The following is a 12913-nucleotide window of genomic DNA, read 5'->3' as shown; positions in this document are numbered from 1 at the left end:
GCTAACTTTAGTATTCAGCTTAAACAACAGACTATAATTAGCATTATTAGTCAGAGGTGGGAAAAAAGCAATGTGTGCGATAGCACTCTTTGCTTTTGTGTGGTTGGTTTTTCAGCTTGTGGGTAACGGTCTCGGCTATGAGTAGTTGCGTGTGTTAGCACTTAACTTAGCAAGTACACACCAAACTGAAAATCCGCAAGGATTTTCAGAAGTAGGCGAGAACAAGCAATTACTTATAGCCAATGTTGTGCACAGTAATTTTTAATTTAATTTATTCAGTTCAATTTCCAATTGGTCAAGCGTAAATTCCTGGAAATTAGTAAGTTCAAAATCTTTAGAATCAGTAAATGATTCACCAACTGCAAGTGTCGGTTTTCCATTTGAATAACTTATTCCAATAACCTTTATTTCTTTTCCTTTTGGAATGTTCTTAAAGACTAAAACTCCATTTTCATAAGTTCCAGTCATTATGCTCTTAATATCTTTGAATATTATTTGAATTTTAGTTTCGGTTGGATTGTTGGTTTTTACAATAAAATCTGTTTTTTCGCTGTCTTCAATATCCCAAAACCTATCGCAATTTATCCAGCCCATTTCTGTTGCAGAAAACATATAGTACTGTAATGTATTTTGGTCAATTTTTTGAATAGCTTGATTTGTATAATCAGAATACTGATTCCTAAATTTTTGTTTAAATCTTTTCCAATTAATTGAACGACTACTCATAATTCCGAGAGAATAATCCCAATCATTTCTTATATCTCTTTCATAGTTTTCAATATCAAAAGGTGGTAAGGATTCGAATAGTTCTCTTGCAATTTTTAAAGCCTGTTTATTATATGTTATTCCAATATCCTTATTTGGCCTTAAATTGTAGATTTCCCCCTTTTTATTGATGTAGAAATCGAAATCAGCTCTCCAGTTATTTTTGTAAAAAAGATGTGCATTTACACTATCAATATTTTTAGGATTCTCTATAAAGTCTACAACTGTTTCTTCTCTATTTAATAGTTTTATTTCATCAAATGTTGCAGTTCGCAATGAAATCCAATAACCATAGTCATAAAGGTCTTCAGTCATTTCAATAGGATACTCAATTTCATATCCTATGTCTTCTCCGATTAAATCTAAACTATCAATTTCAACTACAGTTTCAGTGGTCGATTTAGTCTCAAAGAATTTATAATCAGGAATCCAAGTTTTTACACTATCATTAAGTTTAAATTCATAGAACAAATCCATTTCTTTATCCAATCCGTTCTTTGGAAATCCAATAGCAATAGCTTTGCCTTGTTTTATGGATAGTTTTTTACCATCTGCCTCTGCATTTAGATAAACCATTCCGTTGGTTTCAAGTATTTTGTCTCCGGAAACAGTGTGAAGATTTTCGGAAATCATATCTGTAAGACTAAAGCACTCTTTAATTTTGATTGTGATAGTTTCTTTTGGTTCAGTTCCATCTGTGAATTGAAATGCATTAGCAGGAATGTATATGGAAGTTCCCTTTTTGCCTTTTATAACACTTTCTTGGTTCCCTTGAATTTCGAAATTTTCAGTTATTGGGGAAAGAATAGAATCGATTTCGGTAATCGATTCGACAGGAATATTCCTATTCTTCTTTTTGTCAGAGGAACAATTTGTAAATAGCAATGAAGCTATTAATATTCCCGAAATTATATTGATTGTTCTTGTCATTTTCTTATTGTGCACAACTCGTTATATGTGGATAAATATACTCATTTTTGGGTGCTATTTTCGGGATAATAGGAACTTTTGTTCCACTTTATCACTTTTTGATAATTGCTTTACAGCCATATCCAATGGACTCGTTATATCCATTAAATCCTTACGTGCTACATGGGTGTAAATCATTGTGGTTTCTGGTTTGGCATGTCCCAATAATTCTTGGATATGACGTAACCCTACACCATTTTCTAATAAATGCGTTGCATAACTATGTCTTAAAGTATGTGGTGTCACAGGCTTATGTATCCCAGCAGCTTTACAAGATCGAGCTAAAACTTTTCGAATACTGCTTGCTGTATAAGGTTTGCCTTTGGCACCTTCTACAAAATAGTAGGTAGGTTCATAAGTGGACATATAATTATTAAGTAAGGGTAAAAAACTTTCAGCTAATGTGGCATACCTGTCTTTTCTGCCTTTACCACTTTGTATATGTATTTGCTTTCTTGTTAAGCTAATATCCCTCAATTTTAAAGCCAATAATTCACCAATCCGTAATCCAGCTGAATATAAAAGGGTAATAATAGCTCTATGCTTTAGATTACGAGTGCATTGAATAATGGCTATGATTTCTTCTGGAGATAAAACAGTTGGTAGCTTTTTTGATTTTTTTGGACGAGTGAGTGCCAGATTACTAATTTGGGTTTCAGGATAAAAAATGATAAACTGCTTCACAGCACTAATAAATTGCCGTTGGGTGCTAATAGAGTAGTTACGTTTAATAAAAACAGATTCAATAAAAAGCTCAACATCCCTATTGGTAAGAGAAATTAAATCTTTACTTTGGTTAAATTCAATAAAATCTGCAATAAAAAAACTATAGGTTTCAACGGTACTTTTACTATACCTTTTGCCTTTTAAATACTTATAAAAGCTATTAAGTAAATCCCTTTGCTCTAGTGATAATTGACGTTTTTGTTTTTTGGGAAACTCCTGCGTTTTTGTAATGGATTTGCTAAACAAATGGTCACTGTTTACATGGGCATGTCCTTTAAATACATCGTAAATTTTCTTTAGATTATTGGGTGTGTTTTTAATATACCAACTTTTTAAAGTGGCGCTCCATCTGGCTTGTGGTAAATGTTTTACAACATCTATTAAAACCCAATCGTGCTTAAATTCTATTAATATTTGATGTTCTTTTCTATGGTTGGCTTTCGAAAGTGTTACAATAGGTAGATTACTCATAATTAATATGATTGCAAATCTTAAATTTACAAAAAAGCGAATAAAAAATCTAATGCGCCTCCAACCAATTGTCACCTGTATCTAAATCAACTACCAAAGGGACAGTTAATTTATAGGCGTTTTCCATTTCTGATTTAATGAGTGTTTTAATAGTGTCTAATTCGGCTTTAAAAACATCAAAAACCAATTCATCATGTACTTGCAACAACATTTTAGTTTTGTATTGCCCAGCCTCTAATTTATTATGAATATTAATCATGGCAATTTTTATAATGTCAGCGGCACTACCTTGAATAGGGGCATTAACGGCGTTGCGTTCTGCGGCTCCTCGCACCACAGCATTTCGGGAATTGATATCCTTTAAATAACGACGACGACCCAAAACTGTTTGCACATAGCCATGGTCTCTGGCAAAATCAACCTGTTTGCCAATATAGCTTTTAAGTTTCGGATAGGTTTCGTAATAGGTGTCAATCAATTCCTTGGACTCACTACGTGACAAATTGGTCTGATTACTCAAACCAAAAGCTGAAACCCCATAAATAATCCCAAAATTAACTGTTTTAGCATTACTACGTTGTTCTCTGGTGACTTCTGAAATAGGTACATTAAATACTTTTGAGGCCGTTGATGCGTGAATATCCTCGCCATTTTTAAAGGCTTCAATCATGGTTTCTTCTTCACTTAAAGCGGCAATGATACGCAGTTCTATTTGTGAATAATCGGCAGCTAAAAGGGTGTAATCTTCGTTTCTGGGAATAAAAGCTTTCCGTACTTGACGACCGCGTTCGGTACGAATAGGAATGTTCTGTAAATTAGGGTTATTACTACTCAATCGGCCAGTAGCGGCAACCGTTTGCATATAGTCAGTATGTACACGACCTGTAGTTGGTTCAACCTGCAGCGGTAAGGCATCTACATAGGTGCTTTTAAGTTTGCTCAAACCTCTAAAGTCTAGAATATCCTGAATAATCTCATGATCTTTTGCCAAGTAACTCAAGACATCTTCAGCGGTTGAATATTGTCCTGTTTTTGTCTTTTTAGGCTTATCTACCAATTTCATTTTCTCAAATAAAATGTCTCCTAATTGCTTGGGTGAGGCAATATTGAACTCCTCCCCAGCTTCGGTGTAAATTTTTTGTTCGAGATTAGATATATCCTTGGTTAATTCTACGGATAAGGTATTCAAAAACTCGGTATCTAAATTGATGCCTTCCAATTCCATGGAAGCCAGAACACGCAATAGCGGAATTTCAATGTCATCAAACAGTTTTTGCGTATTGGCTTCGCCCAATTCATTTTGAAAGTGTTCTTTAAGCTGCAAGGTGATATCAGCATCTTCTACGGCGTATTCGGTCTGTTTATCCAAGGGAACGTCACGCATGGATAATTGATTTTTCCCTTTTTTACCAATCAACGTTTCAATGGAAATAGGGGTGTAGTTTAAATAGGTTTCAGCCAGCACATCCATATTATGTCGCATGTCAGGATTAATCAGGTAATGGGCTAACATGGTGTCAAATAGCTTGCCTTTAACCTGAAGGTTGTATTTGGCTAAAACTTTAATATCATATTTTAAATTTTGTCCTATTTTTTCAATGGCATCATTTTCAAAAAATGGGCGTAACTGTTCAATTAATTCTTGAGCATCATCGTTATTTTCAGGAAAGGGAAGGTAAAAACCTTTGCCTGTTTCCCAAGAGAATGCAATACCAACCAATTGGGCTTCAATGGGATTGATACTCGTTGTTTCGGTATCAAAACATACACTGGTTTGATTCATTAAGTTTTTAATAAACAGTTTGGTTGCCATACCTGGTGCGATGCTCTGATAAAAATGGCTTGTGGTTTCAGCTGTTTTTCGGGTAAACTCTGAAATGTTTTCTTCTGAAACATCGCCATCATTGCCGAATAATGAAAATTGGCCTGCCCCAGCCGTAGCTTTAGCTACAGGTTTAGGTTTTTCTTCCGTTTTTGATGCTTCTGTGGTAGCATTTGTAACGTCTTCTTCAGTAGCAAATGTTTTTATAAAGTTTTCAGTGAGGCGTCTAAATTCCAACTCCTGAAAAATTTCTTTGACCTTTTCTATATCCGGCGTGTTGAGTTCAAAATCTTTTTCATCAAATTCCACTGGAACATCCAGCATAATGGTCGCTAATTTTTTAGATAAAAGACCCAATTCTTGATTGGACTCAACCTTTTCTTTCATTTTACCTTTTAATTCATGGATGTTTTCAAATAGCCCTTCGATACTACCATAGGCCTGAATAAATTTTTTGGCTGTTTTTTCACCAACACCAGGCAATCCTGGAATATTGTCGCTGGAATCTCCCATCATACCCAAAAGGTCAATAACCTGCAACGGGCTTTCAACCTCGAATTTTTTCTGCACTTCAGGAATTCCCCAGGTTTCATAACCACCACCAAAGGATTTAGGGCGGTACATGAAGACATTTTCCGTTACCAATTGGGCAAAGTCTTTATCTGGTGTGACCATAAAGGTTTGATAGCCTTGCTTTTCTGCTTGAACAGATAAGGTTCCAATAACATCATCAGCCTCATAACCTTCCTTGACCATAATAGGAATATGCATGGCTTTTAAAATCTCCTGAATGTAGGGCACTGCTACTTTTATAGCTTCGGGTGTTTCATCTCGATTGGCTTTGTATTCCTCAAACATTTCTACGCGATCCACACTACCACCCTTATCAAAACAAACCGCTAGATGATCAGGACGTTCACGCTTAATCACATCCAATAGTGAGTTCATAAAACCCATGATGGCCGAGGTATCAACACCTTTGCTATTGATTCTTGGATTTTTTATAAAAGCATAATAACCACGGAAAATGAGTGCATAGGCATCAACAAGGAATAGGCGTTTTTGTTCTGACATAGGATTGTTTTTGTAAGAATCTCAAAACTACAAAAAGTTATGCTTTCATGAATGCGAATTGGTTTGCAATTTGTAATTTCACAACCTCAAAAATTCGCAAATGAGAACTTTTTCAATAGCCATTCATGGTGGCGCTGGTACCTTGGTGAAAGGTATGATGACACCAGAATTGGAAACTAAATATAAAGACGCTCTAAAAGATGCGTTAGATGCTGGCTATTACTTATTAGAAAATGGCGGCACTGCAGTTGATGCTGTTGAGGCAGCTGTAAAAGTTTTAGAGGACTCGCCCTTGTTCAATGCTGGTAAGGGTAGTGTTTTTACCGCTGAAGGTTCTCATGAAATGGATGCAGCCATTATGGATGGTAAAACCCTAAATGCTGGTGCAGTAAGTTTGATTACCGGAATCAAAAACCCTGTATGCCTGGCAAAGGATGTTATGAATAAGAGCGAGCATGTATTTTTGGCAGGTGATGGCGCTATGCAGTTTGCGAAAGAGCTAAATTATAGGTTGGAAGATGCCGATTATTTTTATGATGAATTTAGACACAAGCAGTGGTTGGATATAAAGGACACCAATAATTTTCAGTTAGATCATTCTACAAAGAAAGATTCTAAATTTGGGACCGTTGGTGCGGTAGCTTGCGACCAAGATGGAAACATAGCCGCTGCCACTTCTACTGGCGGTATGACCAATAAAAAATGGGGTCGTGTTGGTGATAGCCCGATGATAGGTGCCGGAAATTATGCCAATAACAATACTTGTGCCGTGAGCTGTACTGGAAGTGGTGAGTTTTTTATTCGTGGTGTCGTGGCTTATGATTTGGCTTGCCTCATGGAGTATAAAAATATGGGTTTGCAAGAAGCAGCCAATGAGGTTATCAATAAACGCATTCTGAAAATAGGAGGTGATGGCGGTTTGATAGCTGTAGATTCCCAAGGAAATATCGCTATGCCTTTTAATACAGAAGGCATGTATCGTGCCTGTAAATCATCTATGGGAACGGAAACAATTGCTATTTATAAGTAAAATTCTACTGGAAGTATACTTTAGATAAAAGGTGATTCTACGGGTAGTACTTTTACCTTTTTCTTTTTAATATTAAAGCGGTCACCATTGGCTAAAACATGAACTTTTAAGTTGGTCAAAGACATGGGTGTACCAACCTTTAGAATCCTTTCGTTATTGTGTTTCAGTTTTCGAGGATCAAATATAATAACCATACCTGAACCAATAACTTCAACAATGCCATGCTTGATGATGAGTCCGGTATCTTCAGCCAATCCAATACCAATTTTATCAGGGAACTTGGCAACAGCTTCTGAAACCCGTCCAAATCGACCACGTTGAATAAAATGCGTATCTATAATCAATTCAGGAATCAGACTTAAACCTTTATACATATTGACAGCGCCCTTAACAAAGGATTCTGTAGCACTGCCACCAGCAATCATTTCTTGAGCCATAGCCATAGCGCCAGCACTGGTTCCCGCAATCACGAAACCTTTTTCGTTTTTGTAACGATTGATTAGAATATTATGAATGGATGAACCACCGATTCTGTCGGTAATTTTGGACTGATCGCCACCAGAAAACATGACGCAATTCGCTGCTTTGACGGCTGTAATGAATTCAGGATTTTCAGAATCTTGTTTGCTTCTGATATTCAAAACAGTAACATGTTTACAACCCAATGTTTCAAAGGCATCTATGTAATTGTTACCCACTTCCTTTGGGATTCTGGAAGCTGTGGGTATGACTACAATTTTGGCTTCAACACCACCTGCTTCTCTAACCACATGGGATAAGATACCTTCTTCAATATAGTCAAGCTTGTTAAAGTCATCTTCAACAACACCTTTATCTTCATTTCCGCCAATAGGGATTAATGTGCCTTTATTCCGCTTCATACAATCTGTTTCAAAAAAATTATTGGACAAAAATAAACTAAAATTTTATTAGAAAAATGTATATATTTATAATCTTTCACTTTAAATAAAACTAAAAACTAACAATATGAAAATAAGGGAAATCAATGCTATGAGAGGGCCGAATTATTGGTCTGTTCGTCGTCATAAACTAATCGTCATGGTTCTAGATTTAGAAGACATGGAAGAGCGACCATCCAACAAGGTTGATGGGTTTTATGATAGGCTTAAAGCAATGTTTCCTGGCATGTATGAGCATCGTTGTTCTGTTGGAGAGCCGGGTGGTTTTTTTCAGCGGGTAGAGGAAGGTACATGGATGGGTCATATTATTGAGCACATTGCTCTGGAAATCCAAACATTGGCTGGCATGGATGTGGGATTTGGAAGAACTCGCGGTTATGGTGAAAAAGGGGTTTATAATGTTGTGTTCGCCTATATGGAAGAATCGGTTGGGCGTTATGCAGCCAAGGCATCAGTCAGAATATGTGAAGCATTAATTGCAGGTGAGGATTATGACATGGCAGACGATATTCAAAAAATGCGCGAATTGCGTGAGGATGATCGTTTAGGGCCAAGTACCGGCTCTATTGTTGAAGAAGCAGAAGCACGTGGCATTCCTTGGATTCGCTTGAATAAATATTCCTTATGTCAATTGGGTTATGGTGCCAATCAAAAACGTATTCAAGCAACGGTAACCAGTGAAACAAGTAGTATTGGTGTAGAGTTGGCTTGTGATAAAGAAGATACTAAATTCCTTTTGGAGCAAGCAGAAGTCGAAGTACCTCGTGGTGATATTATTCGAAGAGAAAGTAGTTTGGAAGATGCCTGTGATTATGTGGGATTCCCATTGGTAATCAAACCAATAGACGGTAATCATGGCCGTGGGATTACTGTTAATATTCAAAACTATGATGAGGCTTTGGAAGCCTTCAGACAAGCCAAAGAAAGTTCCAGAAGCGGCGCCATAATCGTTGAAAAATTTATAGTTGGTGAAGATTACCGATTATTAGTTATTAACAACAAATTGGTTGCAGCAGCCAAGCGAACACCTGCTCATGTCATCGGTAATGGTAAGTCAACCGTTCAAGAATTGATTGATGAAGTCAATAAAGATCCGCGTCGTGGTTATGGACATGAGAATGTACTTACACAGATTACTGTTAACGAACTGACCAAAACCATCATTAAAGATGCTGGTTATACATTAGAATCCATAATTCCAGACGGTGAACGATTAATATTAAAAGACACAGCTAACTTAAGCACGGGTGGAACCGCTGAAGATGTCACCGATATTGTGCATCCAGCAAACGTAAGTATGGCAGAGCGTATTTCAAAAATTATTGATTTGGATATATGTGGCATTGATATCATGACGACTGATATTTCACAACCGCTTTCGGAAACAGGTGGAGCCGTTTTAGAGGTTAATGCAGGTCCTGGGTTTAGAATGCACCTGGCACCAACATCTGGGTTGCCTCGTAACGTGGCGGCACCAGTAATTGATAAATTATTCCCACAAAAAGGGGATACAGGCCGAATTCCTATTATCGCTATCACGGGAACCAATGGAAAGACCACAACATCGCGCTTAATGGCTCACATTGCAAAAATGAAAGGATATAGAGTGGGTTATACAACCAGTGATGGTGTTTATATTCAAAACCGATTATTGATGAAAGGGGATTGTACGGGTCCAGCTAGTGCGGAATTTGTATTGAAAGACCCAACCGTCAATTTTGCAGTTTTGGAATGTGCTAGAGGCGGTTTATTACGTGCTGGTTTGGGCTTTAAAAAATGTGATGTCGGGATTGTGACCAATGTGGCTGCAGACCATTTAGGATTAAAAGGGATTCACACCATTGAGCAATTGGCAAAGGTTAAAGGTGTTATTCCTGAAACGGTTTTACCAAGTGGTTATGCCATTTTGAATGCTGATGATGACTTGGTTTATGATATGAGACGTTCTGTAGAATGTAACGTAGCCTTGTTTTCAATGGATGAAAATAACCCTAGAATAAAAGCCTTACAGCGTTTAAATGGTATCACAGCAGTTCATGAAAACGGATATGTAACTATTTGCAGAGGTGTTTGGAAAATGCGCATTATGAGAGCCGAAAACATTCCATTAACCTATGGAGGCAAAGCGACTTTTATGATTCAAAATGTACTAGCAGCCGTATTGGCAGCCCATGTACAAGGAATCAGTATAGAAGACATTAAAGCTGCTTTGGAAACCTTCATACCTTCGGCATCACAAACACCAGGTCGACTGAATTTATTCGAATTTAAAGATTTTACCATTTTACTGGATTATGCACACAATCCAGCTGGGATGATGGCATTAAAGAAATTTACAGATGAACTGGATGCTACCGTCAAGGTCGGTATTATCGCGGGTGTAGGTGATAGACGTGATGAAGATACTAACCAAGTAGGGAGTATTGCTGCAGAGATGTTTGATGAAATCATAATCCGTCAAGATAAACGTTTAAGAGGTCGCACGGAAGAGGAACTTATTAAACTCTTGAATGATGGTATTAAAATGAAAGACCCGAATAAGAAGACCACTATTATTCCTTCCGAAAGAGAGGCCATAACCCATGCGGTTAAAAATGCTCAAAAGGGATCATTAATTATTTTATGCAGTGATGTCATTCCTGATGCTTTGGAGTTGGTAAAGAAATTTAAAGAACAAGATTTAAAAGGAGAGCCATTTTTGGCCTAATGAATTTATGAGTTATTCTGACAATATGTTTGCGAGTTTGTTTGACAAACAAAAAGCAAACCAATTCAATATTGGTAATACCAATTATAAGGAGCGTGTCATAAAACTCAAAAAATTAAAACACGCATTAGAGAGCACTTATAAACAAGATATTCGAGATGCGTTGTATGCCGATTTTAAAAAACCCCAATTAGAGGTTGACCTTACTGAAATTTATCCTGTTATTGATGAAATCAAGTATGTTTCCAAAAACTTGAAATCATGGCTAAAAAAACAACACGTAGGTACGCCTTTAGCTATGTTGGGAAGCAGTTCATACATTATCAACGAACCAAAAGGTGTTTGTTTGGTTATTTCACCTTGGAATTATCCTATAAATTTAACATTTGGGCCTCTGGTATCAGCAATTGCCGGTGGTAACGCCGTTATCTTGAAGCCTTCGGAAATGACTCCGAATACATCTCGTTTGATGGCTAAAATAGTCGCTGATTTATTTGATGAAAACGAAATAGCATTAGTCGAAGGTGAAGTAGAAACCTCTCAAGCGTTATTGGAATTACCTTTTAATCATATTTTTTTCACAGGTTCACCAGCTGTAGGTAAAATTGTAATGAAAGCGGCTTCTAAACATCTTACTTCGGTGACTTTGGAATTAGGAGGGAAGTCCCCAACAATTATTGATGATTCAGTGAATATTGATAAAGTTGTCGGTAAAATAATTTATGGCAAGTTCATGAATGCAGGCCAGACTTGTATTGCACCAGATTATGTGCTTGTTGACGAACGCATCAAAGAATCATTTATAACAAGTTTCAAAAAGCAGGTGAGCAAATTTTATTCTGAACAACCAGAATCTTCTGAAGCTTATAGCCGTATTGTAAACAAAAAGCATTTTAGTCGCCTGAACGAATTACTTGAAGACTCAAAATCCCAAAACGCCAAAATAGACTCGGGAGGTCAGTCAAATGATGAGAACAACTATATAGAGCCAACATTGATTTCAGATTTGAATGAGGATAGTAAACTTATGCAGGAAGAAATTTTTGGTCCCGTTTTACCTTTGAAAACGTATAAGACACTTGAAGAAGCTGTAGATTATATTAATTCAAAAGAAAAACCTTTGGCTTTATATATTTATAGCAAAAAGAAAAAAAACATCAATTATATTTTAGATAATACACGAGCTGGAGGAACATGTATCAATCATAACTTACTGCAATACTTAAACCATAATTTACCTTTTGGTGGCTCTAACAATAGTGGAATTGGTAAATCCCATGGCTATTTTGGGTTTTTGGAGTTTACCAACCAACGGTCGCTATTAAAACAACATACCTTTGGGGCAGTTGATTTATTAAAACCACCATATAACAATTGGAAACAAAAAATAGTGGATTTAACGATTAAATGGTTTTAAGATTTATTGAAAAAATCTGACTGAATCTGCTCATTGACACCATCTTGGTATTTAGTCATACTAAACCATTGATGAATAGAATAGCTTCCCGTTTCGCCTTGTTTGTTGACTGCAATATAACCAACTTGAAAATCCTTATAATTGCTATTGGGCTTATTTACAATGCGGCTAATAGCTTCTTCACAAGCTTCTTGAGGCGTTTTACCTTGACGCATCAATTCCACAACCAAAAAGGATCCCACGGTTTTAACTACTTCTTCGCCCAAACCTGTGGCTACACACGCACCAATTTCATTATCCACGAACAATCCAGAACCAATAATGGGAGAGTCACCAACACGGCCATGCATTTTGTAGGCCAATCCACTAGTAGTACAAGCACCAGAAATATCACCATTTTTATCAATAGCTAGCATGCCAATGGTATCGTGATTTTCTATGTTTATTATGGGTTTGTACTCACTGTTAACTTTCCATTCTTCCCAAGCTTTTTTTGAGGCTTCAGTCAATAAATTCTCCTTTTTAAAGCCTTGCTCCAATGCAAATTGTTCAGCCCCTTTTCCAGCAAGCATGACATGAGGTGTGTCCTCCATCACTTTTCTGGCTACAGAAACAGCGTGAACAATATTTTCTAAAAAAACAACAGAACCACAATTACCATGTTTGTCCATAATGCAAGCGTCTAATGTCACATGGCCATCACGATCTGGCAAACCACCTTTACCAACCGATTGACCTTTTTCGTTAGCTTCTTCCACCATACAACCTTGCTCTACGGCATCTAAAGCATTGCCGCCAGCTTGTAATACTTCCCAGGCTTTAGCGGTAGCTTCTTTAACATGCCAAGTGGCAATAACCAATGGTAAGCTTGCTTTTGAATTTGGTGTTGGAGTTGCCACGCTTGTTTCAACTTTTTTATCGTTATCAGCGCAACTTAATAGTGTGCTACCAACAGCAACACCTGCTCCAGATAATGCTGCGTTTTTTAAAAAATGTCTTCGTTTCATAATAA

The 12913-nt window shown here is 36.9% G+C and carries 8 protein-coding genes; 3 read left to right on the top strand and 5 right to left on the bottom strand.

Annotated features, from left to right (window positions below):
- Positions 1–261: 261 nt before the first annotated feature.
- The 3 genes from C1T31_RS06955 to polA are packed head-to-tail and all read right to left on the bottom strand — an operon-like array spanning position 262 to position 5827.
- Complete coding sequence (locus C1T31_RS06955) at positions 262–1695, bottom strand: hypothetical protein (RefSeq protein ID WP_103051747.1); 1434 nt, start codon at positions 1693–1695, stop codon at positions 262–264.
- 54 nt (positions 1696–1749) lie between these two features.
- Positions 1750–2931 (bottom strand): site-specific tyrosine recombinase/integron integrase, encoded by a 1182-nt coding sequence (gene xerA / locus C1T31_RS06950; RefSeq protein ID WP_103051746.1) that lies wholly within the window; start codon positions 2929–2931, stop codon positions 1750–1752.
- A 49-nt stretch (positions 2932–2980) separates the two neighbouring features.
- Positions 2981–5827, bottom strand: coding sequence for a DNA polymerase I (gene polA, locus C1T31_RS06945; protein WP_103051745.1), 2847 nt, complete (start codon positions 5825–5827; stop codon positions 2981–2983).
- Between the two features lie 100 nt (positions 5828–5927).
- On the opposite strand from polA, the gene C1T31_RS06940 reads away from it, so the two are divergent.
- Positions 5928–6857, top strand: coding sequence for an isoaspartyl peptidase/L-asparaginase family protein (locus tag C1T31_RS06940; RefSeq protein ID WP_103051744.1), 930 nt, complete (start codon positions 5928–5930; stop codon positions 6855–6857).
- A 20-nt stretch (positions 6858–6877) separates the two neighbouring features.
- Here C1T31_RS06940 and C1T31_RS06935 read toward each other — a convergent pair whose 3' ends face one another.
- Complete coding sequence (locus tag C1T31_RS06935) at positions 6878–7738, bottom strand: cyanophycinase (protein ID WP_103051743.1); 861 nt, start codon at positions 7736–7738, stop codon at positions 6878–6880.
- Positions 7739–7844: 106 nt separating this feature from the next.
- On the opposite strand from C1T31_RS06935, the gene cphA reads away from it, so the two are divergent.
- The gene (cphA, locus tag C1T31_RS06930) at positions 7845–10484 is read left to right on the top strand and encodes a cyanophycin synthetase (protein ID WP_103051742.1); all 2640 of its coding nucleotides are present in this window, start codon (positions 7845–7847) and stop codon (positions 10482–10484) included.
- A gap of 7 nt (positions 10485–10491) precedes the next feature.
- Positions 10492–11901 (top strand): aldehyde dehydrogenase family protein, encoded by a 1410-nt coding sequence (locus tag C1T31_RS06925; protein ID WP_103051741.1) that lies wholly within the window; start codon positions 10492–10494, stop codon positions 11899–11901.
- Here the strand turns inward: C1T31_RS06925 and C1T31_RS06920 are convergent.
- A complete protein-coding gene (locus tag C1T31_RS06920) occupies positions 11898–12908 on the bottom strand; it encodes an isoaspartyl peptidase/L-asparaginase (protein ID WP_103051740.1) in 1011 nt (336 codons plus the stop codon). The genes C1T31_RS06925 and C1T31_RS06920 overlap by 4 nt on opposite strands.
- Positions 12909–12913 lie beyond the last annotated feature (5 nt).

Source organism: Hanstruepera neustonica, from assembly GCF_002895005.1.
GTDB lineage: Bacteria > Bacteroidota > Bacteroidia > Flavobacteriales > Flavobacteriaceae > Hanstruepera > Hanstruepera neustonica.
This window is presented reverse-complemented; position numbering and strand designations above follow the sequence as displayed.

Coding starts and splice junctions, on each gene's coding strand:
- C1T31_RS06955 (WP_103051747.1), bottom strand. CDS start 1,695: ATGACAAGAACAATCAATATAATTTCGGGAATATTAATAGCTTCATTG.
- xerA (WP_103051746.1), bottom strand. CDS start 2,931: ATGAGTAATCTACCTATTGTAACACTTTCGAAAGCCAACCATAGAAAA.
- polA (WP_103051745.1), bottom strand. CDS start 5,827: ATGTCAGAACAAAAACGCCTATTCCTTGTTGATGCCTATGCACTCATT.
- C1T31_RS06940 (WP_103051744.1), top strand. CDS start 5,928: ATGAGAACTTTTTCAATAGCCATTCATGGTGGCGCTGGTACCTTGGTG.
- C1T31_RS06935 (WP_103051743.1), bottom strand. CDS start 7,738: ATGAAGCGGAATAAAGGCACATTAATCCCTATTGGCGGAAATGAAGAT.
- cphA (WP_103051742.1), top strand. CDS start 7,845: ATGAAAATAAGGGAAATCAATGCTATGAGAGGGCCGAATTATTGGTCT.
- C1T31_RS06925 (WP_103051741.1), top strand. CDS start 10,492: ATGAGTTATTCTGACAATATGTTTGCGAGTTTGTTTGACAAACAAAAA.
- C1T31_RS06920 (WP_103051740.1), bottom strand. CDS start 12,908: ATGAAACGAAGACATTTTTTAAAAAACGCAGCATTATCTGGAGCAGGT.